This is a genomic window from Delftia sp. WSY_7, from assembly GCF_043104845.1.
Taxonomy (GTDB): domain Bacteria; phylum Pseudomonadota; class Gammaproteobacteria; order Burkholderiales; family Burkholderiaceae_C; genus Comamonas; species Comamonas tsuruhatensis.
This window is the reverse complement of the sequence record NZ_JBICLB010000055.1, coordinates 181,514-201,177: the sequence shown is the minus strand read 5'-3', so window position 1 is coordinate 201,177 and position 19,664 is coordinate 181,514. Positions and strand designations below refer to the sequence as shown.

General features: G+C 69.2%; 15 protein-coding genes. 6 read left to right on the top strand and 9 right to left on the bottom strand.

Going from position 1 to position 19,664, the window contains the following annotated elements; genetic code table 11:
• Positions 1-12: 12 nt before the first annotated feature.
• On the bottom strand, positions 13-2,178 hold the full coding sequence (locus ACF8ME_RS27665) for a TonB-dependent receptor (RefSeq protein WP_392419095.1): 2,166 nt from the start codon (positions 2,176-2,178) through the stop codon (positions 13-15).
• 336 nt (positions 2,179-2,514) lie between these two features.
• Between ACF8ME_RS27665 and ACF8ME_RS27660 the strand changes: the two genes are divergently transcribed.
• From ACF8ME_RS27660 to ACF8ME_RS27645, 4 genes are all read left to right on the top strand, one after another.
• Positions 2,515-2,925, top strand: a complete 411-nt coding sequence (locus tag ACF8ME_RS27660) for a DUF2306 domain-containing protein (RefSeq protein WP_016454691.1) — start codon at positions 2,515-2,517, stop codon at positions 2,923-2,925.
• A gap of 34 nt (positions 2,926-2,959) precedes the next feature.
• On the top strand, positions 2,960-3,295 hold the full coding sequence (locus ACF8ME_RS27655) for a 2TM domain-containing protein (protein ID WP_244386634.1): 336 nt from the start codon (positions 2,960-2,962) through the stop codon (positions 3,293-3,295).
• 29 nt (positions 3,296-3,324) lie between these two features.
• Positions 3,325-4,413: a sensor histidine kinase gene (locus tag ACF8ME_RS27650; RefSeq protein ID WP_392419093.1), complete on the top strand. Its 1,089-nt coding sequence runs from the start codon at positions 3,325-3,327 to the stop codon at positions 4,411-4,413.
• A gap of 159 nt (positions 4,414-4,572) precedes the next feature.
• The gene (locus tag ACF8ME_RS27645) at positions 4,573-5,385 is read left to right on the top strand and encodes a LytR/AlgR family response regulator transcription factor (RefSeq protein ID WP_392419091.1); all 813 of its coding nucleotides are present in this window, start codon (positions 4,573-4,575) and stop codon (positions 5,383-5,385) included.
• A gap of 36 nt (positions 5,386-5,421) precedes the next feature.
• Here the strand turns inward: ACF8ME_RS27645 and ACF8ME_RS27640 are convergent, their stop codons facing one another.
• Complete coding sequence (locus ACF8ME_RS27640) at positions 5,422-6,195, bottom strand: ATP-binding cassette domain-containing protein (protein ID WP_392419089.1); 774 nt, start codon at positions 6,193-6,195, stop codon at positions 5,422-5,424.
• 13 nt (positions 6,196-6,208) lie between these two features.
• On the opposite strand from ACF8ME_RS27640, the gene ACF8ME_RS27635 reads away from it, so the two are divergent.
• Positions 6,209-6,574 carry a hypothetical protein gene (locus tag ACF8ME_RS27635; RefSeq protein WP_016454686.1) on the top strand — a complete coding sequence of 122 codons (366 nt, stop codon included), beginning with the start codon at positions 6,209-6,211 and terminating at the stop codon, positions 6,572-6,574.
• 3 nt (positions 6,575-6,577) lie between these two features.
• Here the strand turns inward: ACF8ME_RS27635 and ACF8ME_RS27630 are convergent, their stop codons facing one another.
• The 4 genes from ACF8ME_RS27630 to ACF8ME_RS27615 form a co-directional block, all read right to left on the bottom strand.
• Positions 6,578-8,077: an efflux transporter outer membrane subunit gene (locus ACF8ME_RS27630; protein ID WP_392419087.1), complete on the bottom strand. Its 1,500-nt coding sequence runs from the start codon at positions 8,075-8,077 to the stop codon at positions 6,578-6,580.
• A gap of 23 nt (positions 8,078-8,100) precedes the next feature.
• Positions 8,101-11,262: a multidrug efflux RND transporter permease subunit gene (locus ACF8ME_RS27625; RefSeq protein WP_392419085.1), complete on the bottom strand. Its 3,162-nt coding sequence runs from the start codon at positions 11,260-11,262 to the stop codon at positions 8,101-8,103.
• Between the two features lie 348 nt (positions 11,263-11,610).
• Positions 11,611-14,742, bottom strand: a complete 3,132-nt coding sequence (locus tag ACF8ME_RS27620) for an MdtB/MuxB family multidrug efflux RND transporter permease subunit (protein ID WP_392419084.1) — start codon at positions 14,740-14,742, stop codon at positions 11,611-11,613.
• Between the two features lie 45 nt (positions 14,743-14,787).
• The gene (locus ACF8ME_RS27615; protein ID WP_392419082.1) at positions 14,788-16,395 is read right to left on the bottom strand and encodes an efflux RND transporter periplasmic adaptor subunit; all 1,608 of its coding nucleotides are present in this window, start codon (positions 16,393-16,395) and stop codon (positions 14,788-14,790) included.
• 422 nt (positions 16,396-16,817) lie between these two features.
• On the opposite strand from ACF8ME_RS27615, the gene ACF8ME_RS27610 reads away from it, so the two are divergent.
• Positions 16,818-17,207 carry a nuclear transport factor 2 family protein gene (locus tag ACF8ME_RS27610; RefSeq protein ID WP_013803605.1) on the top strand — a complete coding sequence of 130 codons (390 nt, stop codon included), beginning with the start codon at positions 16,818-16,820 and terminating at the stop codon, positions 17,205-17,207.
• Between the two features lie 2 nt (positions 17,208-17,209).
• On the opposite strand, the gene ACF8ME_RS27605 is transcribed toward ACF8ME_RS27610, so the two are convergent.
• The 3 genes from ACF8ME_RS27605 to ACF8ME_RS27595 form a co-directional block, all read right to left on the bottom strand.
• Positions 17,210-17,548, bottom strand: a complete 339-nt coding sequence (locus ACF8ME_RS27605; RefSeq protein ID WP_034365400.1) for an AzlD domain-containing protein — start codon at positions 17,546-17,548, stop codon at positions 17,210-17,212.
• Between the two features lie 5 nt (positions 17,549-17,553).
• Positions 17,554-18,246 carry an AzlC family ABC transporter permease gene (locus ACF8ME_RS27600; RefSeq protein ID WP_392419080.1) on the bottom strand — a complete coding sequence of 231 codons (693 nt, stop codon included), beginning with the start codon at positions 18,244-18,246 and terminating at the stop codon, positions 17,554-17,556.
• A gap of 170 nt (positions 18,247-18,416) precedes the next feature.
• The gene (locus ACF8ME_RS27595; protein ID WP_392419078.1) at positions 18,417-19,487 is read right to left on the bottom strand and encodes an XdhC family protein; all 1,071 of its coding nucleotides are present in this window, start codon (positions 19,485-19,487) and stop codon (positions 18,417-18,419) included.
• Positions 19,488-19,664 lie beyond the last annotated feature (177 nt).

Sequence of the window (19,664 nt, the reverse complement as noted above, 5' to 3'; positions counted from 1 at the left end):
GATCGCTCCGGCTCAGAAGTCCACCGATGCGCTCAGCGAGAAGGTGCGCGGCATGGACTGCACCAGGTAGTTGGCGCCCGGGTAGCCGCCCACGGACGACCAGTAGCCCTTGTCGAACAGGTTGTCGATGCGCGCGCGCAGGGTCAGCAGGCGGTTGTTGCCGATGTCCATGAGATAACGCGCGCCGATGTCGGTGCGCGTCCACGAGGCCACTTTCAGCGTGTTGGCGCCGTTGGCGTACTGGCTGGAGGTGTGCATCACGCGCGCATTGAGGGCCAGGCCCGAGACGCCGGGCACATCCCAGTCCACGCCCAGGTTGAGCAGGCGCTTGGGCACGCCGATGGCGTAGTTGCCGATGGTGGCGGCATCGGCGGCCTCGCGGATCTTGGCCTCGCTGAAGGTCACGCCGCCCAGCACGCGCAGGCCCTTGACGGGTTCGCCAAAGACCGTGGCCTCCAGGCCGCTGTTGCGCTGCTTGCCGTACTGGCCGAAGACCTGGTTGGCCACATAGGCCGAAGGCATGTCCGTGGTGTACAGCGCCACCGTGGCGCCCAGCTGCTGGCCCTGCCACTTGAAGCCGATTTCCTTCTGGCGCGACTTGTAGGGCGCGAACACCTGGCCACCGTTGGACACCGGCAGGTCGTTGGCCGTCTGCGGCGCCACGGCGCCCTTGGTCAGGCCTTCGATGTAGTTGGCGTAGACCGAGGTGTTCTCGCTGGTCTTGAACACCAGGCCCAGCATGGGCGTGGTGGCCGACTTCTTGTAGTTGTCGGTCTGCGCGCCCGTGTTGTAGTCGTAGCTGCTTTGCTCGATGCTCTGGCGGCGCACGCCCACGGTCAGGCGCAGGCGCTCGTCCAGCATCGTCAGCGTGTCGCCGATGGCAAAGCTGTTGAGCCGGGTTTCACCCACGCGCGTGGGATCGGCCAGGTTGCCGCCGAACAGCGTCATCGCCGGGCGCGCGCTGCTCCAGGGGTTGTAGATGTTGTTGACCACGCCAAAGCCCATGCCCCAGGCATTGCGCTCGGTGGCCGAGTAGGTGCTGGCCGTGGCCACCAGCTCATGGCCCACGCTGCCCGTGGCCAGGCGCGTGCGGATGCCGACCTCGCCCGTGCCCACGCTGTCCTTGCGCTTGTTGTCGAAGCGCGTGCCCGTGGTGTCGCCGGCCGCATTGCTCACGGTCACGCCGCTCAGGGAGTTGTCTTCCTTGCCGCGGCGCAGGCCGCCCGCAGCCCAGGCCGTGGTGGTGTCGTTGATGTCCCATTCGGCGCGCAGCGTGGCGAACAGGTCGCGCTCGGTGGAGTACGACCAGTTCTGGCCGTAGTTGGTCTTGTTGTCGGGCACGGCCGGGATGAAGTTGCCGGGCGTCACGCTGGGGCGGCCGCCGTTGTAGCTGTTGCGCTGGTAGCCCACGTCGCCCGACAGGCGCACGTTGCGGCTGCGCCAGTCCAGGCCCAGGCCCAGGGCGGTGAGCGAGCGGTCTTCGCCATCCACGCCCGTGCCGCCGTCGCGGCGCACGGCGTTCAGGCGGATGCCGGTGCTCCGGTCAGGGCCGAAGCGGCGCGAGATGTCGGTGGAGACAAAGGCCTGGCCGCCCGTCTGTATGCCGGCGCCCACGCGCGTCAGTGCATCGTTGCCGGCGCGCTTGGGCAGCAGGCTGATGGTGCCGCCAATGCCGCTGCCGCCGGGTGCTGCGCCATTGAGGAAGGCATTGGCGCCGCGCAGCACCTCCACACGCTCGAAGAACTCCGAGGCGATGTACTGGCGCGGCAGCAGGCCGTACAGGCCGTTGTAGGCGATGTCGTCCGAGTACACCGGGAAGCCGCGCAGCACATACAGCTCCTGGAAGTTGCCGAAGCCGCGCGCCTGGCGCACGCCCGGGTCGTTGAGCAGCACATCGCCCACGCTCTTGGACTGGGTGTCCTCGATCAGTTGCTGGGTGTAGCTGGTGGTGGAGAACGAGGAGTTCTTCCAGTCCAGCGTGCCCAGCACGCCGTTGCGCGCCCCCGTGGCCACCTGGCCGCCTGCGAAGGGCTTGGACAGGCCCTGGGCCGATGCGTCGGCGCTGGCCTCTACCGTCACGGCCTCCAGCACGGTATCACCGCCCCGGGTCTGGGCAATCAGCGCCTGATGGCTGCACAGGCAAAGAACGGCCAGGGATATGGGGCGAATGGAAGGCATGAGGATGGGATTGAGAATGATTTGCACAACCCGTTAGCTTACCAACCACCTGGGCACGCAACTATGAGTTTTCTCAATCTGTTGCATCGAAGCAATCCTGGGGGTGATTGGTTTCAAAGGCCCTGATCGATAGTCCGTGCGCACTCACCCTGGCCTCCACCCTGCGGACTGCATCCTCCAGATGCCGTGGACGTGCCTGCCGTTCGCGGCGCCAGGATGCAGCTGGCACCCTGCCCTCGTCCGTCCGTCGCATGGCGCTGGCCCCGGCGGCGCCCGGCAGCGACAGTCCTGTCCCATACAGGCCCGCCAACCCGGGCCGCACGCCAGGACACCGCCATGCAAATGACACCGCTGATCGCCATCCACATGAGCGCCGCCCTCGGGGCCACGGCCACGGGAGCCATCGCCTTGCTGGCACGCCGCCAGGCCGCAGCCCATCCCCGCCTGCACCGCGCGGCCGGCCATGCCTTTGTCACGCTCATGGTCTGCGCGGCGGTGTCCGCCTGCTTCATCCGCGACTACCGCCTGCCCAACTGGGGCGGCTACACGCCCGTCCACCTGCTGGTGCCGCTGACCTTTGCCGGCCTGGGCCGCTCGTTCTGGCACCTGTACCACGGCAACATCGCCGGCCACCGCAAGATCATGCGCAGCGTCTACATCGGCGCCTGCGTCGTGGCGGGCCTGTTCACCCTGCTGCCCGGCCGCTATCTGGGCGACCTGCTGTGGCAGCAGTTGGGCCTGGCCTGACGCCGCTTTCCTTCCCCCTGACGGAGAACTCCCCATGCGCACCCTTGATCCCCTTGATCCCCTTGATCCCCTCGATCCCTCTGCCCGCCACGACGACGATGCCCTGGAGCGCATGGCGCGCCGCCGCGCAGGCGCCAAGCTGGGCTGGATGATCCACGCCAGCGTCTATGTGCTGGTCAACCTCGGGCTGGCGGCGCTGTCGCTGTCCCAGGGCAGGCACTGGGCCATCTTCCCGGCCCTGGGCTGGGGCCTGGGACTGGCCATCCACGGCGCCGTGGTCTGGCTGGCACTGCCGGGCAACGGCTGGCACGGGCGCATGGTGGAGCGTGAGCGGCAGGCGCTGCAGTCACGCCAGGGCCGCGCCCGCTGAGCGACGCCATGGGACTACCATTGCCCTCCATGCCCGACCCCGCATCCAACGCCACACGCCAGCCGGCCGCCCCTGGCCACATCGTGGAACGGACCACGCTGCTGCGCCACGGCATCGCGACGACCTCGGCCTGCGCCCTGATTGCCGCCGCATTCAGCCTGAGCAACCACGGCCGCTGGGACGTGAACCTCATCTACTCGCTGTCGATCGGCCTGACCAGCTGGCTCACCATCGAACTGGGCCGCTGGCGCCTGACGCGGGGCCAGGACATTCCCTGGCCCGGCGGCTGGCGCGGCGCCGCGCTGGTGGTGGCTGGCATCGTGACGGGGTTCGTGATCGGGTCGCTGATCGGCACGGCCTACAGGCAGTGGGCTGATCCCGACGCCAGCACGGCCCTGATGCACCGGCTGTGGATACCGCTGGCCGTCACCATCGTCGCCAGCACGGTGATGTCGCTGGCCTTCTTCCTGCTGGGCTACTCGCGCCACCTGCAGATGCAGGCCGAGCAGGCCCGACGCCAGGCGGCCGAGGCCAAACTCACCCTGCTGCAGGCCCAGCTGGAGCCGCACATGCTGTTCAACACCCTGGCCAACCTGCGCGTGCTGGTGGCCAGCGACCCGCAGCGCGCCCAGGCCATGCTGGACCATCTGATCGCCTACCTGCGCGCCACGCTGGGCGGCTCGCGCAGCACCGAGCATGCGCTGGCCGAGGAATTCGCGCGCCTGCGCGACTACCTGGCGCTGATGTCCATCCGCATGGGCCCGCGCCTGCAGTACACGCTGGACCTGCCCGAGGACCTGGCCCAGGTGCCCGTGCCGCCGTTGCTGCTGCAGCCCCTGGTGGAAAACTGCATACGCCACGGACTGGAGCCCAAGCTGGAAGGCGGGCATATCGCCGTGCGCGCGCGCCGCATGGACGGCGGCCCGTTGGAGCTGACCGTGGCCGACAACGGCATGGGCCTGGACACCGGTGCGCCCGCCCTGCCCGGCAGCCGCTTCGGCACGGCCCAGCTGCGCGAGCGCCTGGCCAGCCGCTATGGCGACGCCGCGCACTTCGAACTGGCCGCCCTGTCCGAAGGCGGCACTCTGGCCAGAATCACCCTCAAATGCACCCCCTGAGTCGCTTCGCGCCTTCCCCCGTGTGCACGGCGCCCTCTCTCGCTTCGCGGGAGGGGAACGACACCCTCGGTGCGGGGCGGCCCTTCCTCGGTGCCCCTGAGTTGGGCCGCGCCAGTTTCATACGCTGTCGGCAATGCGCAAGTGAAATAGAAGACTGAAATGACCCACTCCCCCCGCGCCCTGATCGCCGAAGACGAACCCCTGCTGGCCGAGGACCTGCGCCAGGCACTGGCCCGCGCCTGGCCCGAGTTGCAGATTGCCGCCATGGTGGGCGACGGCCTGAGTGCCGCCCGGCAGGCGCTGGCGCTGCAGCCCGATGTGCTGTTCTTCGACATCCGCATGCCGGGCCAGAGCGGCCTGGAGGCCGCTGCCGAACTGGCCGACGCCTGGCCAGAGGCGCAGCCGTTTCCCATCCTGGTCTTCGTGACCGCCTATGACCAGTACGCCATGGACGCCTTCGAGGCCCAGGCCGTGGACTACCTGCTCAAGCCCGTGCAGCCCGAGCGGCTGGCGCGCAGCGTGCAGCGCCTGCGCGAGCTGCTGGCCCAGCGCACGGCGGCCCCGGCCGGCGCTGCGCTGGCGCAGGCGCTGGAGCAATTGCGGCACCTGGCCGGTGCCACGGCCCCCGCCGCCACCGCTACCGAGCCGCCGCTGCAGATGATCCAGGCCGGCGTGGGCACGCAGATCCAGATGGTGCCCGTGCAGGACGTCGTCTACTTCGAGGCCGCCGACAAGTACGTGCGCGTGCTCACGGCCTCGCATGAGTACCTGGTGCGCACGCCGCTCAAGGAACTGCTGCCCCGGCTGGACGCCGAGGATTTCTGGCAGGTGCACCGTGGCACCGTGGTGCGCGCAGCCGCCATTGCCAGCGCCCAGCGCGACGAGGCCGGCCGGCTGTGGCTGCAGCTGCGCGAGCGAGCGGAGAAACTGGCCGTCAGCCGCCTCTACGCGCAGCGGTTCAAGGCGATGTAGGCGGCGATGTAGGTGGCGATGTAGACGCCGGCTCCGTCAGCGCAGCGGCGGCTGATCGGGCAGGTCCAGCACGTCGTCCCAGGCCACGCCCTGCATCTCGTCCCAGTGCGCGACGATCACGCAGCGCGGCCCGTGCCCGGCCACGGGCGCAGATTGCTGGCCGGCCCGGTTCAGCCCCGCCAGCGTGCGCTGCACATGGTCCATCGATCCCCGGTCCAGCGCGGCCAGCGGCTCGTCGATCAGCAGCAGCGGCACGCCGCTGGCCCAGCCCGCCGCCATCCACAGCTTGCGCAGGCTGCCCGTGGACAGGGCCAGCAGGGGCTTGTGCAGATGGGGCTCCAGGCCCAGGCCGTCGGCATGGGCCTGCCATGCCGCCTCGCTCCACGCCGGATGCAACTGCCGCTGTGCCTGCACCCATTCCTGCGCGGGCCGGGCGCGCTCGGCATTCGACAGTTCGGCGCGCGGGTCGCGCCAGAACAGCGCGGGGCGCTGCGACGGGTCCGGCTGCTGCGGATACGCCAGGCGCCCGCCCTGCAAGGGCAACTGGCCGGCCAGCGTTTGCAGCAGGCTGGTCTTGCCGCAGCCCTCGCCGCCGCGCACCAGGCACAGGCCCACGGGCCAGTCGTGCGAGGCGCCATCCCACAGCAGCAGGCCCGGCTGCCCGAAGCGCAGGGACTGCGCGCTCACCATCGGCGGCGCCATCGATTGCTGTGCGGTGTCCATCTGAATGTCTTTCCGGTTCTGCGATGCGGGCGATTGTGCACGCGGCACAATGCCGGGCTTTCCCTTTTCCAACCACGCACTACGCATGCGGACCGCCACCATGACCCTCGACTACCTGGATTTCGACTACAGCGAAGACGACGAAGGCACGGGCTGCTGGGACGCCATGGCCAGCGTGCCCGCCACGCGCGTGCCGGCCCTGGCGGCCGAGGTGGAGCAATTGCTGGCCTGGGCGCACCGCCGCTTCAAGGGCCGGCGCGGCCCCATCGAGGAAGGCGGCGACTGGGACTACGAGCTGCAGGCCCAGGACGACGGCGGCCAGCCGCTGGACTGGCGCTTTGACGCAGCCACGGCGCGCCTGCAATCCGTGGCGGCCGGGGATGGCCGCACCACGGTGAACCTGTCGATCAGCGGCAGCGCGGCCTTCGGCGAAGCATTGCGCCAGGCCTTCGAGCTGCAGGACTGAACATCAGCGCGCGACAGCCTGCGGCCCCTGCGCGGACACCGGCCCCAGCGGCTCCCAGCGCCCGGCCACGTTCTTGAGCAAGGTGTTGACGGCGGCAAGGCGCCGGTTGCGCACATCGATCAGGCTGCGCCGCGCCGACAGCACCGTGGTCTGGGCGCTGAGCACATTCAGATAGGCCACCGTGCCCGCGCGGTACTGGTTGTTGACGACATCCAGCGCCTTCTGCGCCGCGGCCACGGCCTCGATCTGCACCTGCTGCTCGCGCGCCAGGGCGGATGCGGTGACCAGGTTGTCCTCCACTTCCTGCAGCGCCGTCAGCACGGTCTGGCGGTAGGTGGCGGCGGCAAGGTCCAGCGAGGCACGCGCCGACTCCACGGCCGCCGTGCGCGCGCCGCCGTCGAACAGCGCCAGCGCCAGCGACGGGCCCAGCGACCAGAACAGGTTGGGCGCACTCACCAGGTTGGACAGCGATGCACCCCGGTAGCCGGCCGTGGCCGACAGCGTGAGCGCCGGGAAGAAGGCCGCGCGCGCCACGCCCACCTGGGCATTGGCGGCGGCCACGCGGCGCTCGGCCGCAGCAATGTCGGGGCGCTGCTCCAGCAGTTGGGACGAGAGCATGGCCGGCACCTCGGGCGGCAGCGGCAGCTCGGCGCCGGCCTCCAGGCTGAAGGCGGCCGGAGGCAGGCCCAGCAGCGCGGCCAGGGCGTGCTCCAGCTGGGCGCGGCTGGTCTGCGCCTCGATGAGCTGGGCCTGGGTGCTTTTGTACTGCGCCTCGGCCTGGGCCACGTCGGCCGACGAGGCCACGCCCGCGCGGTAGCGGTTGTTGGTGAGCTTCAGGCTCTGCTCGTAGCCCTGCAGCGTTTCCTGCAGCAGCCGCACGCTGGCATCGGCCGCGCGCAGCGAGAAATAGGTCTGCGTGATCGATGCCTGGGCCGACAGCCGCGCGGCCGCCAGGTCGTCGCTGCTGGCCTGGGCGCTGGCCTGGCTGGCGCTGACCGTGCCCGACACGCGGCCCCACAGGTCCAGCTCCCAGCTGGCGTTCAGGCCCAGCGAGTAGTTGGTCGAGATGTTGCCGCTACTGCCGGTGTTGCCGCCCGTGCCTGATGCACCCGATGCACCCGATGCCCCGCCGCTGCGCGAGCGCGTGGCGCCGGCCGTGCTGCCCAGCGTGGGCAACAGCCCGGCCTGGCTGCTGGCCACGGCCGCCTGCGCGGCACGCAGGCGCGCGGCGGCCTGGGCAATGCTCTGGTTGCCGGTGGCGGCCTGCTGCTGCAGGCGGTTGAGCTGCTCGTCGCCGAACAGCTCCCACCAGTTGTCGGGCACTTGCGCACGCGACGGGTCCGCGGGCCGCCAGATGCCGGCCTCGGCCGCCTCGGGCGTGGCTTCCTTGAACTGGGCCGGCACCTCGAGTGCGGGGCGCTGGTAGGCGCTCTGCGTGGAGCAGCCGGCCAGCAGCGCGGCGGCCAGCCAGATCGCCGGGGTTTGGAGTGTCTTCAGCTGCATGGCCTTGGGCTTTCGGATTCGGTTCACTGGGGTGATGCGGCGGGCACAGGGGTGCCGCGGTCCTTGCCCTGCACGCGGCCACGCAGGCCCAAGGCACGCTGGCGCAGCCTGTCCAGCAGCACATAGACCACGGGCGTGGTGTAGAGCGTGAGCAGCTGGCTCAGCATCAGGCCGCCCACGATGGCAATGCCCAGCGGCTGGCGCAGCTCGGCGCCGTCGCCCCGGCCCAGGGCCAGCGGCAGCGCGCCGCAGATGGCCGCCAGGCTGGTCATGAGGATGGGACGCAGCCGCAGCTCGCAGGCGCGGTAGATGGCCTGGGCGGCCGTGGCATGGCCGCCGCGCTGCCGCTCCAGCGCGAAGTCGATCATCATGATGGCGTTCTTCTTGACGATGCCGATCAGCAATATCACCCCGATCAGCGCGATCAGCGAGAACTCCGTCTTGAACAGCATCAGCGCCATCAGCGCACCCACGCCGGCCGAAGGCAGCGTGGACAGGATGGTCAGCGGGTGCACCAGGCTCTCGTAGAGCACGCCCAGCACCAGGTAGATGGTGATGATGGCCGCCAGGATCAGCAGCGGCTGCCCCGACAGCGCCTGCTGGAAGGCCCCTGCCGTGCCGCTGAAGCTGCCGCGCACCGACACGGGCACGCCCAGCTCGGCCACGGCCGCGCGGATGGCGTCGCTGGCATCCGACAGCGCCACGCCTTCGGCCAGGCTGAAGCTGATGGTGCTGGCCGGCGTGCCCCGGTCGTGGTTCACGGACAGCGGCGTGTTGGTGGTGGTGATGCGCGCAAACGAGGTCAGCGGCACCTGCACGCCCTGGTTGTTCACGAAGAAGAAGCCGCGCAGTGTCTCGGGGCTTTGCAGGTAGCGGGGCGCGGCCTCCATCACCACGCGGTACTGGTTGAGCGGGTTGTAGATCACGCCCACCTGGCGCTGGCCGAAGGCGTTGTTGAGCGTGCCGTCGATCTGAGACACCGTCAGCCCCAGGCGCGTGGCCGCGTCGCGGTCGATCACCAGCGAGGTCTGCAGGCCGAAGTCGGAGACATCGCTGTTCACGTCCGTGAGCTGGGGCAGCTGCGACAGCACCTGGCGGATGCGCGGCTCCCAGGTGCGCAGGTCCTGGATGTCGTCAGCCTGCAGCGTGTAGTCGTACGAGCCCGAGCTCTGCCGCCCGCCGATGCGGATATCGCTTTGCGTGACCATGAACAGCCTCGCGCCGGGCTCGTTCTTGAGCTTGTCGCGCAGGCGGTTGATCACCTCGTCGGAAGACACCTTGCGCTCGGCCAGCGGCTTGAGCGACATGAACATGTTGGCCGCATTGCGCTGGCCGCCGCCCGTGAAGCCCGTCACGTACTCCACGGCCGGGTCTTCCTGCACGATGGACAGGAAGCGCTTGAGCCGCTGCTCCATGGCCTGGTAGGAGGTGGACTGGTCGGCCCGGATGAAGCCCATCACGCGGCCCGTGTCCTGGCTGGGCATGAAGCCCTTGTCGATGGCCATGTACAGGTGCACGTTCAGCGCCACCACGCCGGCCAGCACCAGCAGCACCAGCGGCTGGTGGCGCAGGCACCAGGCCAGGCTTGCGCGGTAGCCGGACATGGCACGCCGCTCGGCACGGCCCACCCAGGCGCCGAAGCGGTCCCAGGCGCGGCCCATTGGCCCGCGCGGACGCGCCTGTGCAGCAGGCCGCTGCGGCCGCAGCAGCGCCGCGCACATCATGGGCGTGGTGGTCAGCGACACCACCATCGAGATCAGAATCGCCGCCGACATCACCACCGCGAACTCGCGGAAGAACCGCCCCACGATGCCGCCCATGAACAGGATGGGCACGAACACCGCGATCAGCGACAGGCTCATGGACACCACGGTGAACCCGATCTCGCGCGCCCCGTCCAGCGCCGCGCGCAGCGCGGTCTTGCCGCGCTCCATGTGGCGCATCACGTTCTCCAGCACCACGATGGCATCGTCCACCACAAAGCCCGTGGCCACGGTCAGCGCCATCAGCGACAGGTTGTCCAGCGTATAGCCGGCCAGGTACATCACGCCGAACGTGCCCGCCAGCGACACCGGCACGGCCACGGCCGGAATCAGCGTGGCCCGGCCATTGCGCAGGAACAGGAACACCACCAGGATCACCAGCGCCACGGCGATCAACAGCGCCCGTTCCACCTCCACCACCGAGGCGCGCAGCGTGGGCGTGCGGTCGGACACGATGGTCAGATCGATCGCCTCGGGGATGGACGCCTTGAGCTGCGGCAGCAAAGAGCGCACGCGCGCCACGGCCTCCAGGATGTTGGCATCGGGCTGCTTGAAGATCTGCAGCAGGATGGCGGGCTTGCCATTGGCCACGCCGTAGTTGCGCACGTCCTGCACCGAATCCGTGACATCGGCCACGTCCTGCAGCCGGATCGCATTGCCATTGCTCCAGCGCAGCACAAGCGGCGCATAGTCGGCCGCCACGCGGGCCTGGTCATTGGCGGTCACCTGCCAGTAGTGGTCCTCGCGCTCCACCGCGCCCAGCGGGCGGTTGGCATTCGTGGCCGAAATGGCGGTACGCACCTGGTCCAGCGACACGCCATTGGCCGCCAGCTTCACCGGGTCCAGCTCCACGCGCACGGCCGGCAGCGCCCCGCCGCTGATGGACGCCTGGCCCACGCCCTCCACCTGCGAGAGCTTCTGCGCCAGCACGGTGGACGCCGCGTCATACATCTGCCCGCGCGTCAGCGCGCTGGACGTCAGCGCCAGGATCATGATCGGCGCATCAGCCGGATTCACCTTGCGATACGTAGGATTGCCCGGCATGCCCGAAGGCAGCAGCGTGCGCGCCGCATTGATGGCAGCCTGCACATCGCGCGCCGCGCTGTCCACCGTGCGCGACAGATCGAACTGCAGCGTGATGCGCGTACTGCCCAGGCTGGAGCTGGACGTGATCTCATTGACCCCCGCAATCGCCCCCAGCGCCCGCTCCAGCGGCGTCGCCACCGTCGCCGCCATCGTGTCGGGGCTTGCACCGGGCAGGCTGGCCGACACCGAAATCGTCGGATAGTCCACCTGCGGCAGCGGCGCCACCGGCAGCAGGAAATACGACACTGCCCCCGCCAGCGCCAGGCCGATGGTCATCAGCATGGTGGCAATGGGCCGGAAGATGAACGGCGCCGAGAGATTGGAAAGCTGGCTCATGACCCAGCCCCAAAAACCCCAGGCCGAGCGAAGCGATGGCCCGTCCCCCGGCCTTCCCCCCTCTGCCCACGCCTGCGTTGGGGGCGATGCGGGGTGGCAAGCCTGCCGAAGGACAGGCTTGCTTCGTTATCTGACTTGCCGCAGTTGTCTGAGCGGCGCGCGAAGCGCAAAGCGAGTTCTGCGGCACACCCCGCATCGTGCCCAACGCAGGTTGCCCGCAGCGAAGCGAAGGGTCGTGGGCAGTGGGGGCGCATTTCTTTGCCTACTTTCTTGCTGCGAGGCAAGAAAGTAGGTCGGCCGCCGGGCCGAACCCCGGCCAGCGGCGCCAGCCAAGACAAGAGCGCAAGCTCAGGCATGAACGCTCTCCCGAGAAGAACGATCCCGCCACCTCTGCGCCCACCCTTCAAAAGTCAGATAGATCACAGGCGTAGTGAACAGAGTCAACAACTGACTCACCAGCAAGCCCCCCACCAACGTCACCCCCAACGGATGCCGCAACTCACTGCCCACCCCCGTCCCCAGCATCAACGGCAAGGCCCCCAGCAAAGCCGCCAAGGTCGTCATCAGGATAGGCCGGAACCGCAGCAGGCAGGCCTGGTAGATGGCCTCGCGCGGCGTATGTCCCTCCTCGCGCTGCGCCTCCAGCGCGAAGTCGATCATCATGATCGCGTTCTTCTTGACGATGCCGATCAGCAGCACGATGCCGATGATGGCGATGATGTCCAGGTCCAGCCCCGCCAGCAGCAGGGCCAGCAGCGCGCCCACGCCGGCCGAGGGCAGCGTGGACAGGATGGTCACCGGGTGGATGGTGCTCTCATAGAGCACGCCCAGCACGATGTACATGGTGATCACCGCCGCCAGCACCAGCAGCAGCGTGTTGGACAGCGAGGCCTGGAAGGCCAGGGCCGCGCCCTGGAAGGCGGCGTCCACCGACAGCGGCATATGGCCCTCGGTGCGCAGCTGGGCCATCAGGTCCTGCACGGCCTTGACGGCATGGCCCAGCGACACGCCGGGCGCGGTGTTGAACGAGATGGTGCCGGCGGGCAGCTGGCCCACATGGTTCACGGCCAGGGCCATGGGCCGCTCGCTGACCGTGGCCACCGAGGACAGCGGCACGGGCGCGCCCGCGCTGGAGGCCACGTAGATGGACTGCAGCGCCTCGGGCCCGATCTTGAACTGCGGCGCCACTTCCAGCACCACGCGGTACTGGTTGGACTGCGTGAAGATGGTGGAGATCAGCCGCTGGCCGAAGGCGTTGTACAGCGCCGTGTCGATGGCCGAGACCGTCACGCCCAGCCGGCTGGCCTGGGCCCGGTCGATCTGCACGAAGGCCTGCAGGCCCTGGTCCTGCAGGTCGCTGCCCACGTCCACCAGCTCGGGCAGGTCGTGCATGCGCTCGACCAGGGCCTGGGTGCTCTTGGCCAGCTGCGCCATGTCGGGCGAGGACATCAGCAGCTGGTACTGGGTGCGCGCCACGCGGTCCTCGATGGTCAGGTCCTGCACGGGCTGGGCGTACAGGCGTATGCCCGGGATCTGCAGCGCATCGTCGGACAGGCGGCGCAGCACGGCGGGCACGCCATCGCGCTGGCCATGGGGCTTGAGGTCGATCAGCAGCCGGCCCGTGTTCAGCGTGGTGTTGCTGCCATCGACGCCGATGAAGGACGAGATGCTCTGCACGGCCGGGTCCTTGAGCAGCAGCTCGGCCAGGGCCTGCTGGCGCTCGGCCATGGCGGCAAAGGAGATGGACTGGTCGGCCTCGGTCGTGGCCTGGATGGTGCCCGTGTCCTGGTCCGGGAAGAAGCCCTTGGGCACGGCAAAGTACAGCAGCACGGTCACGGCCAGCGTGGCCAGGAAGACGATCCATGTCAGGCCCCGGCGGTCCAGCACCCAGGTGAGGATGCGGCCGTAGCCGGCGATGGTGCGGTCGAAGAAACGGCCCGTGGCGTGGTACAGGCGGCCATGCTTTTCCTCCTCGGCCCCTTCGGGCTGGTGGCGCAGCAGCCGCGCGCACAGCATGGGCGTGAGCGTCAGCGAGACCACGGCCGAGATCAGGATGGCCACCGCCATGGTGATGGCGAACTCGTGGAACAGCCGCCCCACCACGTCGCCCATGAACAGCAGCGGGATCAGCACGGCGATCAGCGAAATCGTCAGCGAGATGATGGTGAAGCCGATCTGCCTGGCGCCCTTGAGCGCGGCCTGCATGGGCGGCTCGCCCTTTTCCACGAAGCGCGCGATGTTCTCGATCATCACGATGGCATCGTCCACCACGAAGCCGGTGGAGATCGTCAACGCCATCAGCGTGAGGTTGTTGATGGAAAAACCGGCCAGGTACATCACGCCGAAGGTGCCGATCAGCGACAGCGGCACGGCAAAGCTCGGGATCAGCGTGGCCGAGGCGCTGCGCAGGAAGACGAAGATCACCGCCACCACCAGGGCGATGGCCAGCATCAGCTCCAGCTGCATGTCGTTGACCGAGGCGCGGATGGTCACCGTGCGGTCGGTCAGCACCTGCACGTCCAGCGAGGCCGGCAGCGTCTCCTTGAGCTGGGGCAGCAGCGCCTTGATGCGGTCCACCGTCTCGATCACGTTGGCGCCGGGCTGGCGCCGGATGTTGAGGATCACGCCCGCGCGCGAACCACCCTCGGGCGTGCCGGCCCAGGCGGCCAGGCGCGTATTCTCGGCATCGTCCACGGTCTGGGCGATGTCGGACAGGCGCACGGGCAGGCCGTTCTTGAAGGCGATGATGAGGTTGCGGTACTCGGCCGCCGACTGCAGCTGGTCGTTGGCATCGATGGTGGAGGCGCGCGCCGGCCCGTCGAAGCCGCCCTTGGCCTGCTTGACGTTGGCGGCGGCGATGGCGGTGCGCACATCGTCCAGCGTCATGCCCAGGCCGGCCAGCGCCGTCGGGTTGGCCTGGATGCGCACGGCAGGCCGGCGCCCGCCGGCAATCGCCACCAGTCCCACGCCGTTGACCTGCGAGAGCTTGGGCGCCAGGCGGTTCTCCACCAGGTCGTTGACACGGATCACCGGCAGCGAGGGCGAGGTGATGGCCAGTGTGAGGATGGGCGCATCCGCCGGATTGACCTTGCTGTACAGCGGGGGCATGGGCAGGTCGCTGGGCAGCAGGTTGGCACCCGCGTTGATGGCGGCCTGCACCTGCTGCTCGGCCACGTCCATGGCCAAGTCCAGCGCAAAGCGCAGCGTGATCACCGAGGCGCCGCCCGAACTGGTGGACGACATCTGCGACAACCCCGGCATCTGGCCGAGCTGGCGCTCCAGCGGCGCGGTGACGTTGGAGGTCATCACGTCGGGGCTGGCGCCCGGGTACAGCGTGGTGACCTGGATGGTGGGGTAGTCCACCTCGGGCAGGGCCGAGATCGGCAGCAGCCGGTAGGCCAGCAGGCCGGCGATCAGCACCGCCACCATCAGCAGCGAGGTGGCGACGGGTCGCAGGATGAAGATGCGGGAAAGATTCATGGGGCCGCCTGGAAGGGCTTGCGGTCTTCAGGTGCCGGGCGCTGCTCAGCGCCCGGCAGGAGCGGGAGCCGCTGGAGCCGCCGGAGCGGCAGACGCCGGGCCGGGCGATGGCTGGGGCGAGCCCGGTGACGGCGCAGGTGCCTGGGATGCCGGCGCGGAACCTTCGGCGGCCGGTGCGCCGCTGCCGGCGCCATTGCTGCCGCCACTGTTGCCACCGCCATTGCCGCCATTGCGCTGCCCACCGCGCTCGGCGCGCAGCTTCTGCAGGTAGGCCTTGCGCTCGTCGGGGTTCATGGTCGCCAGCTTGGCGCGCACATCGGGCGGCAGATTGCGCATGCCGCGCGGCTGGCTGGAGGCGTCCTGCACGGCCTGGTCCACCTTCTGCACCTTGTCGGGCTCGATCACCGTGACCTTGGCGCCTTCGCGCAGGCGGTCAATGCCATCGACCACCACCTGCTCGCCAGGCTTGAGTTCGCCCTTGACGCTGACGCGGTCGCCATCGGTCACGCCCACGGCGATGCGCCGCTGCGTCACCGTGCCATCCTCCTGGACCAGATAGACGTAGTTGTTCTGCACGGCCGTGGTCGGCACGGTCAGCGCCTGCTCCAGCCGGTCCACTTCCAGCCTGACGTTGACGAACTGGTTGGCGAACAGCCGGCCCTCGGCATTGTCGAAGGCGGCCTTGGCCTTGATGGTGCCGGTGGCGATGTCGATGCTGTTGTCCACCGCATTCAGGCGGCCGCGCCCCAATTGCTGCTTCAGGTCCCGGTCCCACAGCTCCACGGGCAGCTCGCGGCCCTCGGCCAGGCGCCGCGCCAGCGTGCCCACATGCGCCTCGGGCACGGAGAACACCGCATCGATGGGCTTGACCTGCGTGATGGTGACGATGCCGTTGGCATCCGAAGGGTTGACCACATTGCCCCGGTCGGCCTGGCGCAGGCCCAGCCGGCCCGCAATGGGCGCCGTGATGCGCGTGTAGCTCAGTTGCAGCTTGGCCGCATCGGCCTGGGCCTGGTCGGCTGCCACCGTGCCCTGGTACTGGCGCACCAGCGCAGCCTGGGTATCGACCTGCTGGCCGGCAATGGAATCCTGGGCCTGCAGCTCCTTGTAGCGCTGCAGGTCCAGCTGGGCGTTCTTGAGCAGCGCCTGGTCGCGCTGCAGCGTGCCCTGGATCTGGTTGAAGCTGGCCTGGAAGCTGCGCGGATCGATCTCGGCCAGCAGCTGGCCGGCCTTGACCTCGTCGCCTTCCTTGAAATGCAGGCGCAGCAACTCGCCCGACACCTTGGCGCGCACCACGGCCGTGGCGCGCGGGTTCATGGTGCCGATGGCGCTGATCAGCACGCGCATGTCGCGCCGCTCCACCACGCCCACGGACACCGGCTGCGCCTGGGCACCCATGGCGCCGGGGCCGCCAGGCCCACCCGGGCCGCCGGGGCCGCGCCGGCCGCCTCCCGCACGCCCGCCCCCCGGGCCGGGCGCACCGGCCGAGGCCTGCTCACCCTGCGCCGGCGCACGCTTGTTCCACCACCACAGCCCGCCCCCCGCCACCAGGGCCAATGCCACCACGCCCCACATCAGGGCAGGCCGTATCCGGCCACGTTGGCGTACGCCGTGGGCATCTGCAACAAGGGGGCTGCTGGACAGGCGTTTCATGGTCACTGCGGGAAATCGTGGGAGGAAGCCGTGGGCCCGGCCCCGGAACGGGGCACGGCGGCGGATGCGGCTATGGTAGCCAGTCCCATGCTCTCCAAAACGAGGTAGATCGCCGTTTTACGCAGGCATTACCCCCGCTTTACCCCGGCTTTACCCGCCCTGGCCAGAGCGTTTTCGGAAACAGGTCGGCCACCCGTCGGCAGGGCCTCAGACAGGGCACGGCGCTCACAACACTGTTGACCCAGGCACGGCCAATGCAGGGCGCATCAGCCCGAAAGTCCATTGAAAACAAGGCATTGCACTCCAACCCGGCGCAGGTCGCGCCTGGCACCCCGTTGGACTGCCCCCCGCGCTTGTGGCTACGATGCGCGGCCGCCGGCCTGCAGGCGCAGGCCGGCATCCATCCGTCCCAGGAGAACACCATGACGACTGCCAACCCACGCCTGACCGACCACCCCGAAGAAGCCGCCGTGCGCGTGCCGCTGGAGCTGTACATGCGCGGCCATGCCGAGGACAACAGCGCCCACATGCGCGCCGCCTTCATGCCCACCGCCCGCATCGAAAGCGTGCGCGAAGGCCCGCTGACCTCCTGGGACATCGACACCTACTGCGCCCGCTTCAAGGGCCAGCCCGCCGCCGACGAGGCCACGCGCCGCCGCAGCATCGACGCCATCGACATCGGCGGCACGGCGGCCAGCGCCAAGATCACCCTGGTGCACGGCGCCATCACCTTCATCGACTACTTCGTGCTGCTCAAGACGGAAGCGGGCTGGAAGATTGCCAACAAGGCCTTCCATGCCCAGCCGCACTGACATCACCAGGGCTTGAAATGGGCCAGCAGGCCGTAGGTCAGCGCACCAGCCAAGGTCGGCATGGCAATGCCTCCCCGCACCAGGCGTGCGAGGCAGATGGCCAGCAAAGCCACGGAGATCACGGCCACCCGCCCCCAGCGGACATCGCTGACCAACAGCCCCCAGGTTGACACCACGAACAGGGCAGCGATGGCGGCGGGCCCGACACCCGCCAGCCACCGCTGCACCTTCCGGGACGCCCGTGCAGAGTGCCCTCTTCGGCGTGCCTGCCACAACGGCAACCAGCGCAGGCCAAAGGTGCCGGCACCGCACAACAGCAAGATCCAGAATGTGTACGACATGGTGATCAGCCCCTATCGGCCGTGGCCGCATGCGCCAGCGCACCGCACAGGATCGCCAGCGCCAGGGCGTGGTAGCCCGGAATGAAGCAAACCAGCACCGCAGCGACCACGGCGGCCGTGAGCACCGCACGCCACCAGCGCAGCACCCCCGCCTCCAGCAGCAGCGCAAAGAACAATGCCGGCAGAACGAAGGCCAGCCCCTCGCGGACGGCTGCCGGCCACCGATCCACCTCGCCCACCAGCGTCACCCCCATCACCGTGCCGCCCACCCAGGCCGCGTAGGCGCCAAGTTGCAGGCCCAGAAGCCAGTGCTCGCGCTCGGCCTCTGGCACGCCCTGCATCTTGCTCATGGCGGTGGCAAACACCTCGTCGGTCAGGCCAAAGGCCAACCAGGGCGTGGCCAGGCGCTGCCGCGGCCCCAGCACCACCTGCAGGGCCGGGCCATACAGCACATGCCGCGCATTCATCAACAGCACCGTGGGCAAAGCGGTCCACAGCCCGGCTCCCGAAGCCAGCAACGAAATCAGCAGGAACTGGCTGGCTCCGGCATAGACCAGCACGGAAGCCAGCACGGCAGTGGATGGAGCAAGGCCCGCCTGAACGGCCGCCACGTCAAAGGAAAAAGCAATCGGCAGATAGCCTGTTGCCACGGAGAGGCTGGCGGTCAGGCCGGCAGCCAGCGGACGAGCGCCGCTCACGCCGCGCCTCCGAACCCTTTCGCCACAGGATTGCCGACAATCGTGCCGGGCAAGCCGGCCTCATTCCCAGCCAAACACATGATCGCCTCCCTCTATGAAAGAAGATCGATCAATATAGCGCCTCAACTCCCGTCACTGCAGCCCCATGCCACCCGCCTGCGGCGCCCCGTCTAACCCACCCCGCACACCAGGGGCGTGATGCCCTCGGGCCCGTCATCCTCCAGCGGCTGCGGGGGCTGGGCTGCGGCGAGCTTGCCTTCTTCCACGGTCATGCCGCGCGGCAGGGTCACGCCGTTCTTGGCGGCCAGGACCTCGGCCATGATGCTGACGGCGATTTCGGGGGGCGTCTTGCTGCCTATGTACAGGCCGATGGGGCCGCGCAGGCGCGCGAGCTGCGCGTCGCCCAGGCCGAAGTGCTCGCTCAGGCGCTGCAGGCGCAGCGCGGTGTTGCGGCGCGAGCCGATGGCGCCCACGTAGAAGGCCGGGGATTCCAGGGCTTCCATGAGGGCCAGGTCGTCGAGCTTGGGGTCGTGCGTGAGGCCGATGATGCAGGTGCGCGCATCGGCGCGCATGGTGCGCACAAGGTCGTCGGGCATCTCGCGCGACAGCTGCACGCCGGCCACGCTCCAGTGGCGGCTGTATTCCTCGCGCGGGTCGCAGACGGTGACCGCAAAGCCGTTGAACAGCGCCATGGTGGCCAGGTATTCGGACAGCTGGCCTGCGCCGATGAGCAGCATGCGGTACTCGGGACCGAAGCTGTTGGCGACCTGCTGCCCGGCATGCACCAGCGGCTCGGGCGCGTCGCTGACCTGCTGGACGACCTGGCCGGTGGCCTTGTCCACGGTGCGCCGCACCATGCGGCCTTCGTCCAGCCATTGGACGAGTTGCTGCAGCGCAGCAGCGTCGGGATTGAATTCGAGCAGCAGCTCCAGCGTGCCGCCGCAGGGCAGGCCGAAGCGGTGGGCCTCGTCGGCGCTGACGCCGTAGCGCAGCAGCCGGGGCGCGCCGTCGCGCAGGGCGTCGGCGTCCGAGGCGTGGCTGTAGCGGGCGATCAGGTCGTCCTCGATGCAGCCGCCGGACACGGAGCCGACCACGGCGCCCGAGGCCCCCAGCGCCATGATGGAGCCGATGGGCCGGGGCGACGAGCCCCAGGTGCGCACCACCGTGGCCAGCAGCGCGCGCTCGCCCTGAGCGCGCCATTGCGCGAGGTGGCGCAGAACATGAACATCCAGGTTTTCCATTGCAAATCTCCACGCCGGCACCTGGCTTGCCTGTGCAGCTGGGCGCCTGGCGTTTTTCGGCGGCTATTGTCTCTCTGCATCAAGAAGGGTGCAGCAGCATGTAAAAAGGGCTTGGTAGCGCAGGGCGAAGCATAGAAGCCACAACAAATCTGAGGCCAGAGACGCCGAGCAAGAGCC

Coding starts and splice junctions, on each gene's coding strand:
- ACF8ME_RS27645 (WP_392419091.1), top strand. CDS start 4,573: ATGACCCACTCCCCCCGCGCCCTGATCGCCGAAGACGAACCCCTGCTG.
- ACF8ME_RS27610 (WP_013803605.1), top strand. CDS start 16,818: ATGACGACTGCCAACCCACGCCTGACCGACCACCCCGAAGAAGCCGCC.
- ACF8ME_RS27635 (WP_016454686.1), top strand. CDS start 6,209: ATGACCCTCGACTACCTGGATTTCGACTACAGCGAAGACGACGAAGGC.
- ACF8ME_RS27655 (WP_244386634.1), top strand. CDS start 2,960: ATGCGCACCCTTGATCCCCTTGATCCCCTTGATCCCCTCGATCCCTCT.
- ACF8ME_RS27650 (WP_392419093.1), top strand. CDS start 3,325: ATGCCCGACCCCGCATCCAACGCCACACGCCAGCCGGCCGCCCCTGGC.
- ACF8ME_RS27640 (WP_392419089.1), bottom strand. CDS start 6,195: ATGCGTAGTGCGTGGTTGGAAAAGGGAAAGCCCGGCATTGTGCCGCGT.
- ACF8ME_RS27620 (WP_392419084.1), bottom strand. CDS start 14,742: ATGAATCTTTCCCGCATCTTCATCCTGCGACCCGTCGCCACCTCGCTG.
- ACF8ME_RS27605 (WP_034365400.1), bottom strand. CDS start 17,548: ATGTCGTACACATTCTGGATCTTGCTGTTGTGCGGTGCCGGCACCTTT.
- ACF8ME_RS27625 (WP_392419085.1), bottom strand. CDS start 11,262: ATGAGCCAGCTTTCCAATCTCTCGGCGCCGTTCATCTTCCGGCCCATT.
- ACF8ME_RS27615 (WP_392419082.1), bottom strand. CDS start 16,395: ATGAAACGCCTGTCCAGCAGCCCCCTTGTTGCAGATGCCCACGGCGTA.
- ACF8ME_RS27665 (WP_392419095.1), bottom strand. CDS start 2,178: ATGCCTTCCATTCGCCCCATATCCCTGGCCGTTCTTTGCCTGTGCAGC.
- ACF8ME_RS27660 (WP_016454691.1), top strand. CDS start 2,515: ATGCAAATGACACCGCTGATCGCCATCCACATGAGCGCCGCCCTCGGG.
- ACF8ME_RS27630 (WP_392419087.1), bottom strand. CDS start 8,077: ATGCAGCTGAAGACACTCCAAACCCCGGCGATCTGGCTGGCCGCCGCG.
- ACF8ME_RS27595 (WP_392419078.1), bottom strand. CDS start 19,487: ATGGAAAACCTGGATGTTCATGTTCTGCGCCACCTCGCGCAATGGCGC.